Here is a 22,535-nt window from a genome sequence, read left to right on the forward strand (position 1 = left end):
ACGGCAAGGGTGGCGATCACATCCCCGCGCAAATATTTCCCAGGCACGCCGCAAATCAAAATGTGGGAGGGGGCAAGCCCCCTCCCACATGTTTTACCGTGCTGTGTCAGACGTATTGCGCGGCCGCGTAGCCCGAAGCCCACGCCCACTGGAAATTGAACCCGCCCAGGTGACCGGTCACGTCCAGCACCTCGCCGATAAAATACAGCCCCGGGCTTTTCAGCGACTCCATGGTCTTGGACGACACTTCCCGCGTATCCACCCCACCCAGCGTCACCTCGGCGGTGCGATAGCCTTCGGTACCCGCCGGCACCAGCTGCCAGCTCCCCAGTTTTTGCGCGATGTCGGCAATTTCGGCGTGGGTGTATTGCTTCATCGGCTTGGACACGAACCAGGTTTGCGCCAGCAGGTTGGCCATCTTCTTGGTGAAGATTTCACCCAGCAAGGTTTTCAGCTCGCTGTCCGGGCGCTCGGCTTGTTGCTGTTGCAGCCAGGTGTGGGCGTCGTGGTCGGGCAGCAGGTTAATCTCTACGGTGTCGCCGGGTTCCCAGTAGGACGAAATCTGCAGGATCGCCGGCCCGCTCAGGCCACGGTGGGTGAACAGGATGTTTTCGCGAAAGCTCTCGTTGTTGCAACTGACCAGGCAGTCCACGGAGGTGCCCGACAGCTCTGCGCACAACTCCTTGAGCTGATCGGTGATGGTGAACGGCACCAGCCCCGCGCGGGTGGGCAGCAGTTCATGGCCGAATTGCCTGGCCACCTGGTAACCGAAACCGGTCGCGCCCAGGGTTGGGATCGACAAACCACCGGTGGCGATCACCAGGGATTCACACCGCAGCTCGCCCAAGGTGGTCTGCAATTGGTAGCCGCTGTCGAGCCTGGCAATTTCCTCGATGGAGGTGTCCAGGTGCAGGCTGACGCCGGTCTGGATGCACTCATCGAGCAACATGCCGAGGATGTCGCTGGACTTGTTATCGCAGAACAGCTGGCCGAGCTTTTTCTCGTGGTACGGCACGCCGTGCTTGGCCACCAGCCCGATAAAGTCCCACTGGGTGTAGCGGGCCAGCGCGGATTTGCAGAAGTGCGCGTTGTGCGAGAGAAAGTTGGCCGGCTCGGTGTACAGGTTGGTGAAATTGCAGCGGCCACCGCCGGACATCAGGATCTTTTTGCCGGCCTTGTTGGCGTGGTCGATCAGCATCACCTTGCGTCCACGCCCGGCGGCGGTCAGCGCGCACATCAAGCCTGCGGCGCCGGCGCCAATGATCACAACTTCGGTCGAGCGCACAGCAATGTCCTCATACAAATTCTGATGTGAAATACAGTCAAATGTGGGAGGGGGCTTGCTCCCGATTGCGATGTATCAGTAACAGATGTACTGACTGACACACTGCTATCGGGGGCAAGCCCCCTCCCACATTGGATCTCCGATAAATTTGGAGGTCCGTGTTACAGGATGCGAACGCGCAACGAACGGCCCTTGATCTTGCCGTCATTCAGCCGCTGCAACGCCTGTTTGGCGATGCCACGCTCCACAGCCACGAAGGCCTGGAAATCAAAGATCGCGATCTTGCCCACCTGGGCGCCCGGGATGCCGGCTTCGCCAGTCAACGCGCCAAGAATGTCACCTGGGCGAACCTTGTCTTTACGCCCGGCGGCGATACACAAGGTGCTCATCTGCGGCAGCAACGGGCCACCGCCTTGCGGCTTGAGGTTGTCCAACTGGTCCCAGTTCAGCGGCGATTTCTGCAACTGCTCGATGGCCTGGGCGCGGTGGGCTTCGGACGGCGCGACCAGGCTGATGGCGATGCCGGTCTCACCGGCGCGGCCGGTGCGGCCCACGCGGTGGATGTGGATTTCCGAGTCGCGGGCCAGTTCGACGTTGATCACCATGTCCAGCGCATCAATGTCCAGGCCGCGAGCGGCAACGTCGGTGGCAACCAGTACCGAGGTGCTGCGGTTTGCGAACATCGCCAGCACCTGGTCACGGTCGCGCTGCTCCAGGTCGCCATGCAGGCCGACGGCGGAAATGCCCTTGGCCGTCAGGTGATCCACGGTTTCCTGCACTTGCTGCTTGGTAAAGCAGAACGCCACGCAGGAGGCCGGACGGAAGTGCGCGAGGACCTTGGTCACCGCGTCCATGCGCTCTTGCGGCGAGATCTCGTAGAAACGCTGCTCGATCTGGTCGTCGGAGTGGAACGCTTCGGCTTTCACTTGCTGAGGCGCACGCATGAACTTGGAGGCCAGTTGCTTGATGCTCACCGGGTAAGTGGCCGAGAACAGCAGGGTCTGGCGGCGCGGTGGGGTCTTGCTGATGATGTCTTCGATGGCGTCGTAGAAGCCCATGTCGAGCATGCGGTCGGCTTCGTCGAGGATCAGGGTGTTCAAGCCGTCGAGTACCAGCGAGCCCTTGCGCAGGTGTTGCTGGATGCGGCCCGGGGTGCCGACGATGACGTGGGCACCGTGTTCCAGGGACGCGATCTGCGGGCCGAGGGACACGCCCCCGCACAGGGTCAGCACCTTGATGTTGTCTTCGGCGCGGGCCAGGCGGCGGATTTCCTTGGCAACCTGGTCGGCCAGCTCACGCGTCGGGCACATCACCAGCGCCTGGCAGCCGAAGTAACGCGGGTTGATCGGGTTCAACAGGCCGATACCAAATGCAGCGGTCTTGCCGCTGCCGGTCTTGGCCTGGGCAATCAGGTCCAGCCCTTTGAGGATCACCGGCAAGCTTTGCGCCTGGATCTGCGTCATCTCGACATAACCCAGCGAGTCGAGGTTAGCCAGCATGGCGGCGGACAAGGGCAAAGTATTAAAAGCGGTGGCGATGGTAGTCACGGGGCTGGCTCTGCAAAACAAAATGTCGCGCAGTGTACCAGCCCTGTGGGAATTTCCCTGCAAGTTCTAGACGAGACGCCGGTCAATGCTCGATATGCTGCTCTGGGCTGGCCGCGCGTTTGCCGTCTGTTGGCGACAGTTGCAGGAAGATCCCCGCGGCCAGCATCGCCATGATGCCCACGGTGAGGAAGGTCAACTGGAACGCGCCGAGCACCGTGCTCACGCCGTCGTTGCCGGTTTCTGCGGTAAAGCCGCCGAGCAACGCGCCGGCGCATGCCACGCCGAGGCTCAGGGACAGTTGCGCCACGACCGACAGCAAACTGTTGCCGCTGCTGGCCTGGGCGTCGTCGAGGTCGATCAGGGTGACGGTATTCATCGCGGTAAATTGCAGCGAGTTGATGGCCCCCAAAACCGCCAGCATGCCCAGCAGCAACGGGTAGGGCGTGTGCTCCGTAACCAGCCCCATGCTGGCCAACATGATCCCCAACGCCAGGGTGTTGCCGGTGAGCACCACGCGGTAACCCAGGCGCTCGATCAGCGGGCGGGCGATGGACTTGGCAAACATCGCCGCCGCCGCCAGAGGCAACATGCTCATGCCGGCCTGCGACGGCGAATAACCCAGCGCCACTTGCAACAGCAGCGGCACCAGGAACGGCAGCGCACCACTGCCCAACCGTGCGAACAGGTTGCCCAGGATGCCCACCGCGAAAGTGCGCGTCTTGAACAGCACCGGCGAGAACAGCGCATTGTCGATATGCCCGGCGCGCAGCCAATACGCCGCCAGGCACGCCAGCCCGCCGAACAGCAGTAACATCACCCGCAGGTGCGGCAGGTGCAGTTCGCCCAGGCCTTCCATGGCGATGGTGATCAGCACCATCGCCGCGCCAAACAGCAAAAAGCCCGCGCCGTCGAAGCGTGTGCGCTCGCTGCCGCGCAAGTCGGGGATGAATTTCCACACGGCGTAGCAGCCGATCATGCCCACCGGCAGGTTGATCAGGAAGATCCAGTGCCAGGTCAGGTATTGCACCATCCAGCCGCCCATGGTCGGGCCGAGCAGGGGGCCGAGCAGGCCGGGGATGGTAATGAAGCCCATGATTCGCACCAGTTCGGAGCGGGGGTAGGCGCGTAACACCACCAGCCGCCCGACCGGCAGCATCAACGCACCGCCCAGACCCTGCACCACCCGTGCACCCACCAACATGGTCAGGCTGCTGGACAAGGCGCACAGCAAGGAGCCGATGCTGAACAGCATGATCGCGCCAAAGAAGATTTTCTTGGTGCCGAAGCGGTCGGCGATCCAGCCCGATGCCGGGATCAGCAACGCGACGGTGAGCATGTAGGCGATCACCACGCCTTGCATGCGCAGCGGGTTTTCCGCCAGGTCTCGGGCCATGGCCGGCAGCGCCGTGTTCAGAATCGTCCCGTCCAGCGACTGCATGAAGAAGGCGATCGCTACCACCCAGGGGAGCCAGCGGGCGGTCTTGGCATCGAGAGGGGCGCGATTCGGCATGGGATCCCTTTTGTTAGCAGGCTATGTGTCGGCGATTATGCGCCATCCGCCTCTGCTTTTCCCACTGGCGGTTCGTCTAAGTCCGACAACGCCGCGTGCTCGCCCACCAAAAAATTCAACAGCGCACGATGCACCGCCAACGCGGCTTCGCGGGACTCCAGATCAAGCAAGTGGCCAGTGTGCTCGGCGACGGCGAAGCTGCTGCGCCCCACGTACTGCTTGAACAACCGGGCATCGGCGGCCGGCGTGTATTGATCCAGCGCGCCATTGAGGAAATGCACCGGCGTTTCAATCTGCCTGAGTGCTGGCAAGTAGTTGCCATCCCCCAACGCCAGCACCTGATGGATATGAAAGCGCGCCTGGCGGTACTCGGTGGTGGCCATGTTCGCCAGGTGACGATGGTTGTTGCGCTTGAGACGCGGCGACAGGTATTGGCCCACCGTCTCATTGAGCAAGTGGCCGACGGCGGATTTGTCATCGGCCTCGATCAGCACGCGCACGCGCTCCACATAGTCGAGCATCGCCGGGTTGAGGTTGGGCGCCAGGGCCATCACCACCGAGCTTTCGATGGAGGGCGGGTTATGCGCCAGGGTCAGCAGCGTCGAGATGCCGCCCCACGAGGCCGACACCAGGTGGTTGACCTCAAAACGCTCGACCAGGGCGCGCAGCATCTGCACTTCGTCGTCCTTGGTTACCAGGTCCAGGTCGGTGTTGTACTCACGCGAATAGCCGGAGAACGGCAGATCAAACAGCAGCACATTGAAATGCTCCGCCAGGCATTTGCTGGTGCGGGCGAAGGAGCGCGTGGTCGACAGTGCGCCGTTGACCATCAGCACGGTCTTCTTGTGCGGGTCGTTGCCGAGTTGTTCGACGTGGACGTTGTAGTGTTTGAACAACTTTTGTATGACCAAACTTCCATGGTTCATCGCAGCACTCCCTGTGGTGTGGCGGTATGCCATTAACCCTTATAACGAGGTTTTTTGCAGGCGACAACAGGCCGCCCATGCACGCGGGGGGGAAGAGAATTGACTGAAGGAAGGGCCGAAACCGAGCTGTCTGAAATTAACGCAATACGGTGTGGGAGGGAGAGCAAGCCCCCTCCCACAGGGATTTTTGGTGTTTAAAGGGTCAGGGTCAGGCGCTTGATCAAGGCACCGGGAAGCAGATTGGATGAAGTATTGCGCTGCCCATAGGTGCTGGCCGACAGCAGCAGCTCGCGTTCCGCCGTCAGCGCTTCCAATTGCGAACCCAGCAAGCTGTAGACGCTGTCATCAAAGCGCATGGTGCTGATCGGCGCCTTGATTTTGCCGTCCTCTACCCAGAATGTGGCGAAGCGCGTCATGCCGGTCAGGCGCGCCGCCGGCAGGTCGGAGTAATTGAGGTACCACAGGTTGCTGATGTACAGCCCGGTGCCCAACTGTTTGAGGATATCGGCCTGGGCCAGGCTGCCCGCCGCCATCTGCAAGGCGCTGGGGGCTTCGTCGCTGCTGGCGCCGTTGGCGCTCAGGCCATACTCGGCGGCGCTGCGCGAATTGACCAGTCGGCCGTCGGCCTTGCCGGCGTTAATCAGGGTCACATCGCTGCGCGGGTAGCCTTCCGTGGAGAACGCCTGGCTCAGGGAGCCGCTGATCTGTTCATTCACGGTCACCAGCGGGCTCAGGTGCTGCTCACCGGCATACAGTCGTTGCAATGAGCTGCCCTTGCTGGCGATGGCTTGGGCGGAGAACCCACCCCAGGTGATGATGCCGATGATTTCTTCCAGCGCGGCCGGCGCCAGATAGGCGCGGTACTCTCCGGGCGGCAATGGGTGCAGTGGGCGGTCGAGGAACACCAATTGCTCGCGCGCCTGCTGCAAGCGCGCGGCGAACTCGGCGCTGTCCCAGGTGTGCCCGGCGTAGCTGGCTTTGACCGCTTCGCCATTGGCATGGAACAGGCTGAAATCGAAGTTGAAGCTATTGGCCTGGTGCCAGCCGAACGCGCCGTCGGAGCTGGCAAAGCCACGGCTGATCGGGCCGGCGGCGTAGATGCCGACCAGGTCTACGCCGGCGGCGGCCTGGCTGATGTCTTCCAACACCTGCGCCAGTTGGGGCAGTGGCCGCGCCTGTTCATTGCTGCTTTGCCAGGCGTTGTGGTTGAGCAACAGGTACGGGTCCGGCGGCAACAACGGCAAGGTTTCGCGCAGTTGCTGCAAGCCCTCGGCGAGGCGTTGGCGGTCCAGTTGCGGCTCGCCGGCCAGGGTAATGCCCAGGTCGGCATGCCGGCCGTTATTGATCAGTTTCAGGTTGAGGCTGGCCTGCTGCACCTGGCCGACCTGGCGTACCTTGGCATGGTTGAAGCGCACGAACTCAGAGGCTTCCGCCGCGTAGCCGAGGTGAAATTGTTCCTTGTCGGTGACGGCCTGTTTGAGCCACTCCACCAGCGCCTTGAAATCATTCATCAGGCATCTCCCCCAAATACGTCGACATTGCTGAATACACAGGCCGGCGATGCATGGCCGACGCGGATCACCTGGTTGGGCTCGCCCTTGCCGCAATTCGGCGTGCCCAACACCTTGAAGGTGCTGGCGTCGCCCACGGCGCTGAGCTTGCGCCAGAACTGCGCGGAAATGGCGCGGTAGTTGGGGTTCTTCACCACACCCTTGAACTCGCCGTTTTCGATCAACTGGCCCCATTCGCAGCCGAATTGGAACTTGTTGCGTGCGTCATCAATGGACCATGAGCGGTTGGTCGACATCAGGATGCCGTTTTCGATGCCGCCCACCAGTTGTGCCAGGCTCTTGTCGCCCGCTTCGATATTCAGGTTGGCCATACGGTCGATCGGCGGGCGGTTCCAACTGCTCGCACGGCTGTTGGCCACGCCGCCCAGCCCGGCGCGAAATTGCGACAACGCCCCACCCAGCGGCTTGAGCAGCAGCCCCTCGCGGATCAGGAATTGCTTGCTGGCGCGGGTGCCGTCGTCGTCGTGGCTGTAGCTGGCGAGCTGCTCGGGAATGTCCGGGTCGAAGGTCACGTTGAGCAGCTTGGAGCCGTATTGCAGATGGCCGAAGTCGCTGGCCTTCACAAAGCTGGTGCCGGCGTAGTTGCGCTCGTCACCAAGAATGCGGTCCAGTTCCAGCGGGTGGCCGATGGATTCGTGGATCTGCAGGATCATCTGGTCGGGCATCAGCAGCAGGTCGCGCGGGCCCTGGGGTGTGTTCGGCGCCAGCAGCAGTTGCAGGGCTTCGTCGGCCACTCGTGGCGCCGCACCGACCAGGTCGAAGCGGTTGATCACATCAAAGCCGCCCTGCTGGCCGAAGTTGGTGCCGCCGAGGGTGCGGGTCTGGCTGTCGCTGCCATCAAAGGCGGTGACGTTGACGCCTGGGAATACAAAACGCTGGGCCTGACGCAGTACGGCGCCGGCGGTGTTCAGGTAGATCTGCTCGACGTGGGTCATGCCCAGGCTCACGTCCCAGCTCACCAGGCGCTCGTCCCTGGGCACGGCGGCCGACGCGTCGCCCAGCAACTGGTAGCAATCGCTCAAGGACGGGAAGGGCTGGCCGAGGTCGGGCGACAGGTAATCGGCGACGTCGCTGGACACCTGTTGCTCGCGCAGGTCGAGCAACGCGTGGGGTTTGATGCGCCGGGCCTGCTGCTCGGCGCGCTTGAGGGCGGCTTGCAGGCCGGCAAGCGAGATATCGTTGGTCGCGGCGTAGGCTTCAACCCCGTTAAGGCGCACGGTGAGCATGGCGCCTTCGTCGTGGCTCAGGTGCGGCGGTTCGGCGACGTTCTTGCGTACCGACAGGTAGTGGCCGGATTCGCGGACGTAGCGCAGGGAGAAAAATTCGGCGGCGGTGCGCAGGGCACTGAAGTGTTTTTTGAGTGTGGCGTGGTGGTCGAACATGGGGCCTTCCTTGTGGGCGGCTCAGCGCGGGCAGGCAAACAGAGTAGGCCTGGGCTGGGGGCTGATCAAGGAAAGTGTAAAGGCAGGGGTGTGGTTTCTGGTCGGGCCTCATCGGGGGCAAGCCCCTCCCACATTTGACTGTGTTTACACATCTGAATGGGTGAACACAGTCAGTGTGGGAGGGGGCTTGCTCCCGATAGCGGCGCCACGGTGTATCAGTTACTGCGCAATCTCACGCAACGGCTTGCCACGCACCGGCGCATCGCCCGCCACGTAGTAGTCGGCGGTGCTGCGCGGCAGTGGCTTGCGCCCACGAATCTTGTCGGCGATTTTCTCGGCGATCATGATCGTCGGCGCGTTCAGGTTGCCGGTGGTGATGATCGGCATGATCGACGCATCGACCACACGCAGGCCTTGCATGCCATGCACGCGACCTTCGCCATCCACCACGGCCATCTCGTCGGTGCCCATCTTGCACGAGCACGAAGGGTGGAACGCAGTCTCGGCGTGCTCGCGGATGAACCTGTCCAGTTGCTCATCGGTTTGCACCTCGATACCGGGGCTGATTTCGCGGCCACGGTACGGGTCCAGTGCCGGTTGCTGCATGATTTCACGGGTCAGGCGGATGCCATCGCGAAATTCCTGCCAGTCCTGTTCGGTGGCCATGTAGTTGAAGAGGATGCTCGGGTAGTCCCGTGGGTTCTTCGACTTCAGCTGGATACGGCCACGGCTCGGCGAACGCATGGAGCCCATGTGCGCCTGGAACCCGTGCTCTTTCACACCATTGCTGCCGTTGTAGTTAATCGCTACCGGCAGGAAGTGGTACTGGATATTCGGCCATTCGAATTCTTCACGGGTACGGATAAAACCGCCCGCCTCGAACTGGTTGCTGGCGCCGATACCGGTACCGTTGAACAGCCATTCGGCACCGATGGCCGGCTGGTTGTACCAGAGCAGCGACGGGTACAGCGACACCGGCTGGGTGCACGCATATTGCAGGTACAGCTCAAGGTGGTCCTGCAGGTTTTCGCCCACGCCGGGCAGGTCGTGAACCACCGGGATGTCGAGGCTTTCCAGCAATTTGGCCGGGCCCACGCCGGAGCGTTGCAGCAATTGCGGCGAAGCGATGGCGCCGCTGCACACCAGTACTTCCTTGCGTGCACGGGCTTCAACGCGCTCTTCGGCGGCGCCGATCAGGTAACGCACGCCCACCGCGCGCTTGCCTTCGAACAACACCTTATCGGTGAGGGCGTGGGTGACGATGGTCAGGGTCGAGCGCTTTTTAGCCGTGTCCAGGTACCCGCGTGCGGTGCTGGCGCGACGGCCGTTGGGCGTGACGGTACGGTCCATCGGGCCGAAACCTTCCTGCTGGTAGCCGTTCAAGTCTTCGGTACGCGGGTAACCGGCCTGCACGCCGGCTTCGACCATGGCGTGAAACAGCGGGTTATTGCCGGCTTTAGGCGTGGTCACGCTGACCGGGCCATCGCCGCCGTGCCAATCGTTGGGGCCGATGTCGCGGGTTTCGGCCTTGCGGAAATACGGCAGGCAGTCGAGGTAGGTCCAGTCTTCCAGGCCCGGCAGTTTCGACCAGTTGTCGTAGTCCATGGCGTTGCCACGGATGTAGCACATGCCGTTGATCAGCGAAGAGCCACCCAGGCCCTTGCCGCGACCGCATTCCATCCGGCGGCCGTCCATGTGCGGCTCCGGATCGGTTTCGTAGGCCCAGTTGTAGCGACGGCCTTGCAGCGGGAACGCCAGCGCGGCGGGCATTTGGGTACGGAAATCGAGACGGTAGTCCGGGCCGCCGGCTTCCAGCAGCAGGACGGTGACGCCTTCGTCTTCGGTCAGACGGGTCGCCAGGGTGTTACCGGCGGAGCCGGCACCCACAATGATGTAGTCGTATTCTTGGGACATAAATGCGCCCTCTTTGGAGTGTGGTCAGCAAGGGCCTCATCGAGGGCAAGCCCCCTCCCACATTTGGAATGCGTTTCCCTGTGGGAGGGGGCTTGCCCCCGATGGCGGCCTCAAAGGCAATCAGGACTCGGGTCTTAGAACACCGAGGCGTAGTCGCCCAGCTCAACCTGTACCGATTTGATGCGAGTGAAGTTGTTCAGCGAGCTGATGCCGTTCTCACGGCCCACGCCCGACTGCTTGTAGCCACCCACCGGCATCTTCGCGTCGGACTCGCCCCAGGCGTTGATCCAGCAGATACCCGCTTCCAACTGATGAATCACGCGGTGGGCGCGGTTCAGGTCCTTGGTGACCAGGCCGGCGGCCAGGCCGAAGTCGGTGTCGTTGGCGCGGCGGATCACTTCTTCTTCAGTCTCGTAGGTGAGGATGCTCATCACCGGGCCGAAGATTTCTTCGCGCACGATCACCATGTCGTCGGTGCAGTCGGTGAACACGGTCGGTGCCACGAATGCGCCTTTGGCCAGGTCGCCCTCGGTCAGGCGGTCGCCGCCGCACAGCAGGCGGGCGCCTTGCTCTTTGCCCTTGGCGATATAGCCCAGCACGCTTTCCATATGGGCAAAGCTGACCAGCGGGCCGAAGTTGGTGTTTTCGTCTTGCGGGTTGCCGATGCGAATGCGCGCCACGCGCTCGACGATCTTGGCTTCGAACGCCGCTTGCAAATGCTTGGGCACGAACACGCGGGTGCCGTTGGTGCAGACCTGGCCGGAGCTGTAGAAGTTGGCCATCATCGCGGTGTCGGCGGCGCGGTCGAGGTCGGCATCGTCGAAAATGATCAGCGGGGACTTGCCGCCCAGCTCCATGGTCACGTCCTTGAGCGACGAACTCGACGCGCTGGCCATGACTTTCTTGCCGGTGTCGGTGCCGCCGGTGAACGAGACTTTCTCGATGCGCGGATGCTCGGTCAGCCAGGTGCCGACTTCACGGCCGCTGCCGGTCAGCACGTTGAACACGCCCGCCGGTACGCCGGCTTCGGTGTAAATCTCGGCCAGTTTCAGGGTTGTCAGCGAGGTGACTTCGCTGGGCTTGAAGATCATCGCGTTACCGGCCGCCAGCGCCGGTGCGGATTTCCACAGGGCGATCTGGATCGGGTAGTTCCACGCGCCGATACCGGCGACCACGCCCAGTGGCTCGCGGCGGGTGTAGACGAAGGCGGTGTCGCGCAGCGGGATCTGCTCGCCTTCGATGGCCGGCACCAGGCCTGCGTAGTATTCCAGCACGTCGGCGCCGGTGACGATGTCGACGTACTTGGTTTCGGAGAAGGCTTTACCGGTGTCCAGGGTTTCCAGGGCGGCCAGTTCATCGTTGCGCTCGCGCAGGATGTCGACGGCACGACGCAGGATGCGCGAACGCTCCATGGCGGTCATGGCGGCCCAGATTTTCTGGCCTTTTTCGGCGCTGACCACGGCACGTTCAACGTCGTCTTTGGTGGCGCGTTGCACTTGGGCGAGAACTTCACCGTTAGCCGGGTTGATGGCTTCGAAGGTGGCATCGCTGCCAGCGTCGCTGTAGCCGCCGTCAATGTAGAGTTTTTGCAGGTCGAAACGGGCCATAAAGTCCTCGCAAGTGCATAAGTGGTTGGCGTTACCCGCCGCACAAGGGGCGGCGGACGTTCAGGGGTTGAGCGGTTATAGGTGCTCTAACTCACCTGCTTGGCCAATTGGAAATCCATGTATTCGTGAGCGATGCGTTGCGCCTGCTCCGTATCGAAAGCGTCTCCCGACAGGGCACCGCGCAACCACAAACCGTCGATCAGGGCCGCCAGGCCTCGGGCTGCGCTGCGTGCCTCGGGCAACGGCAGCGTGCGGCGGAACTGGCAGCACAGGTTGGAATACAGACGCTGATCGTTGATCCGCTGCAACCTGTGCAAAGACGGGTGATGCATGCTGGAGGCCCAGAAGGCCAGCCAGGTTTTCATTGCCGGGCCGTTGACCTGGCTGGCGTCGAAGTTGCCGGCGACGATCACCTGGAGGTGAGCGCGTGGGCTGTCGTCTTTCAACGCCTGTCGACGGGCGTGGATGTTTTCCATCAGCACGCTCATCAAGTACTGCATCGTCGCTGCGATCAGGCCGTTCTTGTCCCGAAAGTAGTGACTGATGATGCCGTTCGAAACGCCGGCCAAACGGGCGATCAACGCAATGCTGGCATCGCCCATCCCGACCTGATCGATGGCCGTCATCGTGGCTTCGATCAATTGCTGGCGGCGTATGGGTTGCATACCGACCTTGGGCATGTAGCACCTCTCCTTAGGCCTGCCGACGGGCGATCACGTCCATCGGCTTGAAGGCCAGTCTATTTTGTTTTGATTGAACGTTCAATCAACAAAGAATAAGCTCTGCGACAAATCGTCGCTGCTGGCAGGTATTTCCTACTTGAAAGACAGCGACATCTGACACCTGGAAAACCCCGCAAACGCCCTATGCACCGCCTCGGCGGGGGCAGGGATTTTCGGGCTGTCTTTATAACACCCGTCCGTCGACTGCCGAAAAATCGATGGCGCGGGATAACCGTTGCCTTGTGTTTCTCTCTCGCACTGCCTGGAGCATCTGCGCCATGAGTTCTGCCTCTCTAATAAAGACCCCGCCGGAAAAGGTGCGGGTCAACGGTTGGGTGTTCTACACCTCCACCGCGCTGATTCTGTTGTTGACCGCCATCCTGATCATCGCCCCGCAGGAGGCCGGGCGCATGCTCGGCGTCGCCCAGGCCTGGCTTTCCAAAAGCTTCGGCTGGTACTACATGGTGGTGATCGCCGCTTACCTGGTGTTCGTGGTCGGCCTGGCGTTTTCGTCCTACGGCAAGTTGAAACTGGGCAGCAAGGACGACACCCCGGACTTCAGCTACGGCGCCTGGGCCGGGATGCTGTTTTCGTCGGGCATCGGCATTTCGCTGCTGTACTTCGGTGCGTCCGAACCGTTGGACCACTACTTCAACCCGCCCGAAGGCGCGGCGGCCAGCAATGGCGCGGCACGCCAGGCATTGCAACTGACCTTCCTGCATTGGGGCCTGCATGGCTGGGCGATCTACGCCCTGGTCGGCCTGGCCGTGGCGTACTTTGCGTACCGCCACAACCAGCCGCTGGCCTTGCGTTCGGCGCTGTACCCGCTGGTGGGCGAGCGGTGGGTGAAGGGCGCGACCGGCCACGCGGTGGACGGTTTCGGCATGTTCGTAACCCTGCTGGGCCTGGTGACCAACCTGGGGATCGGCGCGATGCAGGTGTCGTCCGGGCTGGAAAACCTGTTCGGCATGCAGCACAACAACACCAACCTGTTGATCGTGATCATCGTGATGAGCACCGTGGCGACCATCGCCGCCGTGTCGGGGGTGGAGAACGGCATTCGTCGCTTGTCCAACCTCAACATCGTGCTGTTCAGCGGTTTGCTGATCTTTGTGCTGTTGTTCGGCCCCACCCTGCACTTGCTCAACGGCCTGGTGCAGAACACCGGTGACTACCTCAACGGCATCGTGCTGAAAACCTTCGACCTGTATGTGTACGCAGGCGATGGCGACAAAACCGAGCGCTGGATGGGCCTGTGGACCCTGTTTTACTGGGCCTGGTGGATTTCCTGGGCACCGTTCGTGGGCATGTTCATCGCGCGTATTTCCCGTGGCCGCACGGTACGTGAACTGGTGGCCGGCGTACTGCTGATCCCGCTGGGCTTCACCCTGGCGTGGCTGTCGATCTTCGGTAACTCGGCGCTGGACCTGGTGCTGAACCAGGGTGCGGTGGCGTTGGGCAAGACCGCCCTGGAACAACCCTCCATGGCGATCTACCAACTGCTGGAACATTACCCGGCGTCGAACATTGTTATCGGTGTGTCGATCTTCGTGGGCTTTGTGCTGTTCCTGACCCCGGCGGATTCCGGCGCGGTGATGATGGCCAACCTTTCCTGCAAAGGCGGCAACGTAGACGAAGATGCGCCGCACTGGCTGCGGATCTTCTGGTCGGCGGTGATCACCCTGGTGACCATCGGCCTGTTGTTTGCCGGTAACTTCGAAGCCATGCAGACCATGGTGGTGCTGGCGGGGCTGCCGTTCTCGGTGGTGTTGATTTGCTTTATGTTCGGTTTGCACAAGGCCATGCGCCAGGATGTGGCCATCGAACAGGAGCAGGCGCAATTGGCTGAACGTGGGCGCCGTGGTTTCAGCGAGCGCTTGACCGCCCTGGACCTGCAACCGAGCCAGGCCACCGTGCAACGCTTTATGGACAAACACGTGACGCCGGCGCTGGAAGAGGCCGCGACTGCGTTGCGTGAGCAAGGGCAGGATGTGCAGACGCTGCTGGGTAAATCCAAGCGTTGCATTGGCGTGCGCATCGAGATGGAGGAGGGCAACCCGTTTGTCTACGAAGTGAGCCTGGATGCTTACTCGGCGGCGCCGAGCGACGTGCCGGAAGAAGAACGCATCCGCTATTACCGGGCCGAGGTGTACCTGCACAACGGGCCTCAGGAGTACGACCTGATGGGCTTCGCCCAGGAACAGATTACCCGGGACGTGCTCGATCAGTTTGAAAGCCATCGGCAGCTCCTTGGCCGGGTCTATAGCTGACAGTTGAGCTTGGCAGTGCTTTAAATGTGGGAGGGGGCTTGCTCCCGATGGCAGTGTGTCAGTCAGTACCGCTGTTACTGATACACCGTCATCGGGAGCAAGCCCCCTCCCACATTGACCCTGTTTCTTCAGTGGGTTTTGCAGTGTGGGTCAGCCCAGGTTTTTGCCCAGCAGGGCATGGTAGAGCTCACTGTCGCCCAGAATTCCCACCACCTTGTTGTTGTCGTGCAACACCAGCTTGTTTCCCGTCTGGTAACGAATCTGCAACGCATCGCGCATGCCGATATTGGAGTCCACCAGCGTCGGCACGCGGCCCAAACCTTCCACGGCTTGCCCCGGTGCCCAGTTCTGCAGGTTCATCACCACGCCATTCTGGCGCGCGCCCTGAATGGTGTTGCCTTCGGCCAGGTCCAGCCATGAGTCGCCGCCCGGGTCCAGGCATACCGAGCCGTTGACGCGCGTGCAGTTGTCCAGCGTGCGCATCAGGCTGCGGCCGCACAGTACGTTCAGCGGGTTGGTATGGGCGACGAAGGTGCGTACATAGTCGTCCGCCGGGTTCAGCACGATCTCTTCCGGCACGCTGTACTGGATGATCTTGCCGTCTTTCATGATCGCAATACGGCTGCCCAGCTTGAGCGCCTCGTCGAGGTCGTGACTGACGAACACGATGGTTTTGCTCAGCTTGCGTTGCAGCTCCAGCAGTTCGTCCTGCAAGCCTTGGCGGATCAGCGGGTCGAGAGCGGAGAAGGGTTCGTCCATCAGCAGGATGTCGGCGTCCATCGCCAACGCGCGCGCCAGGCCGACGCGCTGCTGCATGCCGCCGGACAGCTCATCGGGCTTCTTGTTGCGCCATTGGGTCAGGCCCACCAGCTCCAGTTTCTCGTCCACCAGCTTGCGCCGTTCTTTCTCGGGGCGGCCCTGCATTTCCAGGCCGAAGCTGATGTTTTCGCGCACCGTCAGCCAGGGCATCAGGGCGAACTTCTGGAACACCATGGCGATGCGCTTGGTGCGCATCATTTTCAGCTCGGCCGGGGTGCACGAGGCGATGTCGATCTGGCGACCTTCATGCTCCACAAACAGCTGGCCACGGCTCACGGTGTTGAGGCCGTTGATGCAGCGCAGCAAGCTCGACTTGCCGGAGCCCGACAGGCCCATCAGCACGCAGATCTCGCCTTTCTCGATGTCCAGGCTGGCTTTTTCAACGCCGACGATCTGCCCGGTCTTTTTCAGAATCTCGTTACGGCTCATGCCCTGGTCCAGCAGCTTGAGCGCTTCGCGTGGGTCTTTGGAGAAGATCACGTCGACTTTGTCGAATCGGATAATGCTCATGCATCACCCCCTACTTTAGCGTCGGGTTGTTTGCAGATGCGGTCGAGCATGATGGCCAGCAACACAATCGCCAGGCCGGCTTCGAAGCCCAGGGCAATGTCGGCGGTGTTCAGTGCGTTGACCACCGGCTTGCCGAGGCCATCGGCACCTACCAGGGCGGCGATCACCACCATCGACAGCGACAGCATGATGCATTGGGTAATGCCGGCGGCAATGCTCGGCATGGCGTGGGGCAGTTCAATGCGCGAGAGCAACTGACGGCGCGAGCAGCCAAAGGCCTTGCCGGCGTCCATCAACTCTTGCGGTACATCGCGGATACCCAGGTAAGTCAGGCGGATGGGCGCGGCAATCGCGAACACCACCGTGGAAATCAAACCAGGCACCACACCCAGCCCGAAGAGGGTCAGGGTAGGGATGAGGTAGACGAAGGTCGGTACGGTCTGCATCAGATCGAGCACCGGCCGCATCATGGTGTAGAACATCGGTTTGTGCGCGGCAACAATGCCCAGCGGCACGCCGATGACCACGCAGACCAGCGTGGCGAACAGCACCTGCGCGAGGGTCTCCATGGTTTCCTGCCAGTACCCCAGGTTGAGGATCAGCAGGAAGGAGGCGATGACAAAAACAGTCAGTCCCCATTTACGTTGAATAAAGTGAGCCAGCAGCGCAATCAGACCGATCAATGCCAGCGGATTGAACCAGGTCAGCGCAAACGTCACGCCGTGGATCATCGTTTCCAGTGTCGATGCGATTGCGTCGAAGTAGTTGGCGCCGTGTTGGGTCAACCATTCGACGAAGGCAGCGATGTACTGGCCTAGTGGGATTTTCTGTTCAGTCAGCATGGTAGTGAATGTCCACATGCGAAGAGGGAAACGTCCCGGGCCAGCGCACCGGCCCGGGGTCAGCAGGTATTACTTGGCGAGGTAAGCTTTGACTGCATCGAGCCCTGGTTTGCCATCAACGGTGGTGACACCGGCGAGCCAGGTGTCGAGCACTTGCGGGTTCTTTTTCAGCCAGGCCTTGGCGGCGGCGTCGGCCTTCATTTTGTCGTCCAGGACGTTACCCATCAGCGTGCTTTCCATGTCCAGCGTGAACACTAGGTTTTTCAGCAACTGACCCACGTTGCTGCATTCCTGGGTGTAGCCCTTGCGGACGTTGGTGTAGATGGTGGCCTGACCGTAGTTGGGGCCGAACGAGTCGTCACCGCCGGTCAGGTACTTCATCTTGAAGCGGGTGTTCATCGGATGCGGTTCCCAGCCCAGGAACACGATGGCCTGGTCGCGCTTGGAGGCGCGTTCGACCTGGGAGAGCATGCCGGCTTCGCTGGACTCGACCACCTTGAAGCCGGCGGTTTTGAGGCCGAAGGCGTCTTTGTCGATCAGCGTCTGGATGGTGCGGTTGCCGTCGTTACCTGGCTCGATGCCGTAGATCTTGCCACCCAGCTCATCCTTGAATTTGGCGATGTCGGCGAAGTCTTTCAGGCCTTTGTCGTACAGCGCCTGTGGGACCGCCAGGGTGTACTTGGCGTTCTCCAGGTTGGCGCGCACGGTTTCCACGGTGCCCGCATCACGGTACTGCTTGATGTCGTTTTCCATGGTCGGCATCCAGTTGCCGAGGAAGATGTCCATGTTCTTGCCGTCAGCCAGTGACTTGTAGGTCACCGGTACCGAAATCATCGTGGTGCGCGGCTTGTAGCCCAGGCCCTTGAGGATTTCGCTGGTGGTCGCGGTGGTGACGGTGATGTCGGTCCAGCCGACATCGGAGAAGTTGACGGTCTTGCACTGTTCCGGTTCTGCAGCGTGCGCCATGACTGGCAGACTCAGCATGGCGGCCAACAACAACGAGGGTGAACCTTTCATCTGGGTAGACTCCTGTGTTTTTTCTGGCGGCCTTCGCCGCGCTTTATAAGTGTTGCGGTTGGAGCGTGCGACAACAGCTCTGCCACGGTGCCTTGCAAACGAGTCGAGACTGATCATGTACCAGTGAAAATCTGACGCCTACAGGGTGCGTCGTATCCAGTACAGGGAGGGTCGTATCCAGTGTTGGTGACGTCGTTTACAGCTTTTTCCCAAGGTAAAACCACGGGATTTGCTCATCTGCACCGCAAAAAACGGCCAAAAACAGTGTTCGCACGCAAGCGACGCTGGTGAGCATGGATGCGTCGGTGTGAGACGCCGTGACGGCAGATAAAACCTTGATGATGCTGCCATCTGGGCCTGTAGCTCGCGTAACCCTTTCTTGATCCCAATTTCGGCGCCGGCTGTCCATATCCTGCGTTGCTGCTCCTCGCCATAGCGGAGCTATGACTCGTCGCAGCGCCTTGGCTATGAACAGCCGGCATCCGAACTTGGGCTCAATAAAGGGCCACGCGAGCTACGAGCGTAGCAGCTCACTGTTGCCCGGTCCGTGCTTATCGAGGAGTTCCACGTTAATGGCTATCAGCGTTTTCGACCTGTTCAAGATCGGCATCGGGCCTTCGAGTTCTCACACCGTCGGCCCCATGCGCGCCGCGGCGTTGTTCGTCCAGGCACTGCGTGGGCGCGAATGGTTGGAACAGGTTCGGCGTGTCGAAGTTCAGCTGTACGGCTCATTGTCGGCCACCGGCATCGGCCATGGCAGCGACACCGCCACCATCATGGGCCTGATGGGCGAATGGCCGGACGCGATCGACCCCTCGCAAATCGGCCCACGCATCCATACCCTGCGCGAAACCGACACCCTGCTGCTGGACGGGCGTTTGCCGGTGCCGTTTGTGTGGGCCCGGGACATGCGCCTGCTCGATGAAAACCTGCCGTTCCATCCCAACGCCATGACCCTGGTGGTGTATGGCGATGACGGTGAGCTGCACCGCGACACTTACTACTCGGTGGGCGGCGGTTTTGTGGTGGATGAAGCCCAGGCCCAAAGCGGCGTGGCGGACATGGACCGCACCGAACTGCCCTATGACTTTTCCAGCGCCGTGGAGCTGTTGCACCTGTGCAAGACCCACAACCTGCGCGTCGCCGAGTTGATGCTGGCGAATGAAAAGGTCTGGCGCTCCGAAGAAGAAATCCGCAGCGGCTTGATGAAACTCTGGCGTGCCATGCAGGACTGCGTGGAGCAGGGCCTCAAGCACGAAGGCATCCTGCCTGGTGGCCTGAACGTGCGCCGTCGCGCGGCCAAGTTGCACCGCAGTTTGCAAGAGCTGGGCAAACCCAATGTGATCGGCTCGACCCTCAGCGCCATGGAGTGGGTCAACCTGTTCGCCCTGGCGGTCAACGAAGAAAACGCCGCCGGTGGGCGCATGGTCACCGCACCCACCAATGGCGCGGCGGGCATCATCCCGGCGGTGCTGCACTACTTTATGAAGTTCAGTGAAGAAGTCACCGAGGCCAATGTGGTCGACTACCTGCTCGGCGCGGCGGCGGTAGGGATCCTGTGCAAGAAGAACGCTTCGATCTCCGGCGCCGAAGTCGGCTGCCAGGGTGAGGTGGGTTCGGCGTGCGCGATGGCTGCGGCGGGGCTCGCGGAAATCCTGGGCGCCACGCCGGAGCAACTGTGCAACGCCGCCGAAATCGGCCTGGAACATAACCTCGGCCTGACCTGCGACCCGGTGGGCGGGTTGGTGCAAGTGCCGTGCATCGAGCGCAACGCAATCGCGGCGGTCAAGGCGATCAACGCCGCGCAAATGGCCCTGCGTGGCGACGGCCAGCACTTTATCTCCCTGGACCGGGTGATCCGCACCATGCGCGATACCGGCGCAGACATGCATGACAAGTACAAAGAGACGTCGCGGGGTGGCTTGGCGGTCAGCGCGGTTGAGTGCTGAGACCGGGTCGCCTGCATCGCGGTGGTTCAGGCGACACTGCTCATAAAGTGAACACCCAAGCCAAAAGCGCCACCTTTTAGCGCGTCGCAAACAGATAAGTAGCTCCCAAACGATTTCCCCTCGACCTTCTGTCGCCCGTGCTTTGGGTGACAGACCCGTCCCACCCCCCTCAAAGCGCCTTCCCACAAGTGCTACCGATCTGCTCACGCACTGTGGCGAGCCTGCTCCTACGTCGTTTTCAGGCTATATCCCGCACATCCCGCGCGGGCTTATATAGACGCGTCAACAGGTCGTTTTCAGGATTTATTGAATACGCATTCAATTTTAGGCACGGCATTTGCTCTATCCATTCAAAGCCTCTCTTCTTTACAGATGAAGAGCGCAATAACAAGAGCCTCGCCTGAGGCCATCACCCGCTTTGTGTGAGGAGATACCGCGATGACGTCGTTCAACTCAGGGGCCCAACCCCAGAACCGTGCGCCTCAATCCATCGGCTTTTTGCTGCTGGACAATTTCACGCTGATTTCCCTGGCGTCGGCAGTCGAACCGCTGCGCATGGCCAACCAGTTGTCCGGTCGCGAGCTGTATCGCTGGACCACGCTGAGTGTGGATGGCAACCAGGTCTGGGCCAGCGACGGTCTGCAAATCACTCCCGATGCCTCCATGCACAAAGCCCCGGTGCTCGACACCGTCATCGTATGCGGCGGCGTGGGGATCCAGCGCACCGTCACCCGTGAACACGTGTCGTGGCTGCAAAGCCAGGCGCGCCAGTCCCGTCGCCTCGGCGCGGTGTGCACCGGCAGTTGGGCCCTGGCCTGCGCCGGTCTGCTCGACGGATTCGATTGCAGTGTGCATTGGGAATGCCTGGCCTCGATGCAGGAAGCCTTCCCCCGTGTATCGATGAGCACCCGCCTGTTCACCCTCGATCGCAACCGCTTCACCAGCTCCGGCGGCACTGCGCCGCTGGACATGATGCTGCACCTGATCAGCCGCGACCACGGTCGTGAACTGTCGGCCGCCATCTCCGAGATGTTCGTGTACGAACGCATCCGCAACGAACAGGATCACCAGCGCGTGCCGCTCAAGCACATGCTCGGCACCAACCAGCCGAAGCTGCAGGAAATCGTCGCGCTGATGGAAGCCAACCTGGAAGAGCCGATCGACCTGGACGAACTGGCGGTGTACGTCGCCGTGTCGCGTCGCCAGTTGGAGCGCCTGTTCCAGAAATACCTGCACTGCTCACCGTCGCGCTACTACCTCAAACTGCGCCTGATTCGTGCACGGCAGCTGCTCAAGCAAACGCCGATGTCGATCATCGAAGTGGCGTCGGTGTGCGGGTTTGTGTCCACGCCGCACTTCTCCAAGTGCTACCGCGAATACTTCGGTATTCCGCCACGCGATGAGCGCGTGGGTTCCAACACTGCCCAGCAGGTGGCGATGATGCCGATTCCGCAGGCGCTGGTGCTGGCGCCGTTGGCGGGGCCGATGTCGGCGTTGAGCCAGGCGCGCAATGAGTCGACGTTTGCCAGCGTAAGGCTTTAAACCGAGTTGACCGCATCGCAGGCAAGCCTCCTCCCACACTGGACCATGGACGGACGCGGTCAAGTGTGGGAGGGGGGCTTGCCCCCGATAGCGATCTGTCAGGCGCCAGAGTTCTGCTTGAACTGCATCAACGCCGGCAACAACTGCTTATCAATCGCCTGACGCACCGCCGGCAAAATCGTCGCGCTACTGGTGTACATCTGCTCAACCATGCCCTTGAGCGCCTTGGCCCGTGCTTCGCTCAAGCCGCGCACGGCGCACTCGCAGGCCTGTTCGGCGCTGGCGCCGCTGGACACTTCGAAACCCAACGAGCGCAGTTGGTCCAACAGGTCATTCTGGTCAATCAAATCCGCGTGCATCATGACGTTTATCCTGTGAGGGGAGCGGGGTCTGAGCTGGATTCTGGTAGCCGCCCAGGCACGCGGCAAGGGCAGAATGCGCGAATGCCTCGGATGGCTATGAGCGTGTCGTTTTCGGGCCATGTACCGAACGCACTTACCGGCACACTGAACCCAGGCCCACAGCTTGAAGGTTTGGTCACCCTCGGGATGTACAGCTCACACAAGGCACCTCTGCCCCGATCCAGTCACGGCTGGATCGGGGCTTTTTTTGCCGGTAAACCGATGGCCCGGCCGAGCAGGGCAGGCCTTGGCAGGTCGGCTTGTTCAGCGCTGATGGCGTTGAGTCTTTCCAGCGTAGCCTCACTGAACGGCGTGGCATGCGGCCCGGCAAGGTCGACGTGCAACAGCATCTGCTCATTGCCCGCGAGGGACTTCCCATCACCCGCCAGGTGCAGGCTGTGATAGAGGTGCAGGCGCTTGGCGTCGTGGGCGATCAGTTGGGTATGTACCTCAACCTCGGCGCCGAGTTTCACTTCGTGCAGGTAGTTCAGGTGCAGCTCCAGGGTGAACAGCGAGTGGCCGCTGGCTTCGCGGTTGTCGCTGTCCAGGCCCAGGGTGTCCATCAGCGCGTCGGTGGCGTAGCTGAAAATCAGCAAATAGAACGCGTCGCGCAGATGGCCGTTGTAGTCGACCCAGGCGGGCTGGATTTTTGTGGTGTAGGTGGTCAATGCAGGCATGAGTCCGTACTCGGTCGAAGGTGGGAGGGAGCAAGCCCCCTCCC

The 22,535-nt window shown here is 61.6% G+C and carries 17 protein-coding genes; 3 read left to right on the forward strand and 14 right to left on the reverse strand.

Translation table 11 applies throughout. The features are described from left to right. Positions 1-106: 106 nt before the first annotated feature. The 9 genes from AB4O23_RS06260 to betI all read right to left on the reverse strand — a co-directional run bounded on the left by AB4O23_RS06260 (position 107) and on the right by betI (position 12,422). Positions 107-1,285, reverse strand: coding sequence for a BaiN/RdsA family NAD(P)/FAD-dependent oxidoreductase (locus tag AB4O23_RS06260; RefSeq protein WP_017531037.1), 1,179 nt, complete (start codon positions 1,283-1,285; stop codon positions 107-109). A 161-nt stretch (positions 1,286-1,446) separates the two neighbouring features. Beyond that, complete coding sequence (gene dbpA, locus AB4O23_RS06265) at positions 1,447-2,784, reverse strand: ATP-dependent RNA helicase DbpA (RefSeq protein ID WP_241665007.1); 1,338 nt, start codon at positions 2,782-2,784, stop codon at positions 1,447-1,449. Between the two features lie 130 nt (positions 2,785-2,914). Beyond that, positions 2,915-4,342, reverse strand: a complete 1,428-nt coding sequence (gene mdtD / locus AB4O23_RS06270; RefSeq protein ID WP_017531039.1) for a multidrug transporter subunit MdtD — start codon at positions 4,340-4,342, stop codon at positions 2,915-2,917. 35 nt (positions 4,343-4,377) lie between these two features. Beyond that, positions 4,378-5,268 carry an alpha/beta fold hydrolase gene (locus AB4O23_RS06275; RefSeq protein WP_017531040.1) on the reverse strand — a complete coding sequence of 297 codons (891 nt, stop codon included), beginning with the start codon at positions 5,266-5,268 and terminating at the stop codon, positions 4,378-4,380. A gap of 194 nt (positions 5,269-5,462) precedes the next feature. Further along, positions 5,463-6,779 (reverse strand): TldD/PmbA family protein, encoded by a 1,317-nt coding sequence (locus AB4O23_RS06280; RefSeq protein WP_460062628.1) that lies wholly within the window; start codon positions 6,777-6,779, stop codon positions 5,463-5,465. Then, entirely contained in the window at positions 6,779-8,221 is a 1,443-nt protein-coding gene (locus tag AB4O23_RS06285) for a TldD/PmbA family protein (protein ID WP_460062630.1), read from the reverse strand. Before AB4O23_RS06285 ends, AB4O23_RS06280 begins: the two co-directional genes overlap by 1 nt. Before the next feature lie 219 nt (positions 8,222-8,440). Next, entirely contained in the window at positions 8,441-10,135 is a 1,695-nt protein-coding gene (gene betA / locus AB4O23_RS06290; RefSeq protein ID WP_068938114.1) for a choline dehydrogenase, read from the reverse strand. Positions 10,136-10,269: 134 nt separating this feature from the next. Then, positions 10,270-11,742: a betaine-aldehyde dehydrogenase gene (gene betB / locus AB4O23_RS06295; protein WP_065879347.1), complete on the reverse strand. Its 1,473-nt coding sequence runs from the start codon at positions 11,740-11,742 to the stop codon at positions 10,270-10,272. Between the two features lie 86 nt (positions 11,743-11,828). Continuing rightward, complete coding sequence (gene betI / locus AB4O23_RS06300; RefSeq protein WP_003176593.1) at positions 11,829-12,422, reverse strand: transcriptional regulator BetI; 594 nt, start codon at positions 12,420-12,422, stop codon at positions 11,829-11,831. Positions 12,423-12,799: 377 nt separating this feature from the next. Here betI and AB4O23_RS06305 point away from each other — a divergent pair, with 377 nt between their 5' ends. After that, entirely contained in the window at positions 12,800-14,734 is a 1,935-nt protein-coding gene (locus AB4O23_RS06305) for a BCCT family transporter (protein ID WP_460147572.1), read from the forward strand. Positions 14,735-14,884: 150 nt separating this feature from the next. Here the strand turns inward: AB4O23_RS06305 and choV are convergent, their stop codons facing one another. The 3 genes from choV to AB4O23_RS06320 form a co-directional block, all read right to left on the reverse strand. Then, positions 14,885-16,063, reverse strand: a complete 1,179-nt coding sequence (gene choV / locus AB4O23_RS06310) for a choline ABC transporter ATP-binding protein (protein ID WP_017531046.1) — start codon at positions 16,061-16,063, stop codon at positions 14,885-14,887. Next, positions 16,060-16,905, reverse strand: a complete 846-nt coding sequence (gene choW, locus AB4O23_RS06315; RefSeq protein WP_010207125.1) for a choline ABC transporter permease subunit — start codon at positions 16,903-16,905, stop codon at positions 16,060-16,062. Before choW ends, choV begins: the two co-directional genes overlap by 4 nt. Positions 16,906-16,974: 69 nt before the next feature. Continuing rightward, positions 16,975-17,922, reverse strand: coding sequence for a choline ABC transporter substrate-binding protein (locus tag AB4O23_RS06320; protein ID WP_017531047.1), 948 nt, complete (start codon positions 17,920-17,922; stop codon positions 16,975-16,977). Positions 17,923-18,494: 572 nt separating this feature from the next. Between AB4O23_RS06320 and AB4O23_RS06325 the strand changes: the two genes are divergently transcribed. Continuing rightward, positions 18,495-19,871, forward strand: coding sequence for an L-serine ammonia-lyase (locus AB4O23_RS06325; protein WP_065879348.1), 1,377 nt, complete (start codon positions 18,495-18,497; stop codon positions 19,869-19,871). A gap of 438 nt (positions 19,872-20,309) precedes the next feature. Further along, a complete protein-coding gene (gene gbdR, locus AB4O23_RS06330) occupies positions 20,310-21,413 on the forward strand; it encodes a choline metabolism transcriptional regulator GbdR (RefSeq protein WP_065879349.1) in 1,104 nt (367 codons plus the stop codon). A 98-nt stretch (positions 21,414-21,511) separates the two neighbouring features. On the opposite strand, the gene AB4O23_RS06335 is transcribed toward gbdR, so the two are convergent. Both AB4O23_RS06335 and AB4O23_RS06340 read right to left on the reverse strand, forming a co-directional pair. Then, positions 21,512-21,775: a hypothetical protein gene (locus tag AB4O23_RS06335; protein WP_017531050.1), complete on the reverse strand. Its 264-nt coding sequence runs from the start codon at positions 21,773-21,775 to the stop codon at positions 21,512-21,514. Between the two features lie 224 nt (positions 21,776-21,999). Next, on the reverse strand, positions 22,000-22,491 hold the full coding sequence (locus tag AB4O23_RS06340; RefSeq protein WP_017531051.1) for a thioesterase family protein: 492 nt from the start codon (positions 22,489-22,491) through the stop codon (positions 22,000-22,002). Positions 22,492-22,535 lie beyond the last annotated feature (44 nt).

The organism is Pseudomonas sp. H2_A10 (genome assembly GCF_054680085.1).

Coding starts and splice junctions, on each gene's coding strand:
- AB4O23_RS06340 (WP_017531051.1), bottom strand. CDS start 22,491: ATGCCTGCATTGACCACCTACACCACAAAAATCCAGCCCGCCTGGGTC.
- AB4O23_RS06285 (WP_460062630.1), bottom strand. CDS start 8,221: ATGTTCGACCACCACGCCACACTCAAAAAACACTTCAGTGCCCTGCGC.
- mdtD (WP_017531039.1), bottom strand. CDS start 4,342: ATGCCGAATCGCGCCCCTCTCGATGCCAAGACCGCCCGCTGGCTCCCC.
- betB (WP_065879347.1), bottom strand. CDS start 11,742: ATGGCCCGTTTCGACCTGCAAAAACTCTACATTGACGGCGGCTACAGC.
- AB4O23_RS06280 (WP_460062628.1), bottom strand. CDS start 6,779: ATGAATGATTTCAAGGCGCTGGTGGAGTGGCTCAAACAGGCCGTCACC.
- AB4O23_RS06320 (WP_017531047.1), bottom strand. CDS start 17,922: ATGAAAGGTTCACCCTCGTTGTTGTTGGCCGCCATGCTGAGTCTGCCA.
- AB4O23_RS06335 (WP_017531050.1), bottom strand. CDS start 21,775: ATGATGCACGCGGATTTGATTGACCAGAATGACCTGTTGGACCAACTG.
- AB4O23_RS06325 (WP_065879348.1), top strand. CDS start 18,495: ATGGCTATCAGCGTTTTCGACCTGTTCAAGATCGGCATCGGGCCTTCG.
- AB4O23_RS06275 (WP_017531040.1), bottom strand. CDS start 5,268: ATGAACCATGGAAGTTTGGTCATACAAAAGTTGTTCAAACACTACAAC.
- dbpA (WP_241665007.1), bottom strand. CDS start 2,784: ATGCTGGCTAACCTCGACTCGCTGGGTTATGTCGAGATGACGCAGATC.
- gbdR (WP_065879349.1), top strand. CDS start 20,310: ATGACGTCGTTCAACTCAGGGGCCCAACCCCAGAACCGTGCGCCTCAA.
- betA (WP_068938114.1), bottom strand. CDS start 10,135: ATGTCCCAAGAATACGACTACATCATTGTGGGTGCCGGCTCCGCCGGT.
- choV (WP_017531046.1), bottom strand. CDS start 16,063: ATGAGCATTATCCGATTCGACAAAGTCGACGTGATCTTCTCCAAAGAC.
- choW (WP_010207125.1), bottom strand. CDS start 16,905: ATGCTGACTGAACAGAAAATCCCACTAGGCCAGTACATCGCTGCCTTC.
- betI (WP_003176593.1), bottom strand. CDS start 12,422: ATGCCCAAGGTCGGTATGCAACCCATACGCCGCCAGCAATTGATCGAA.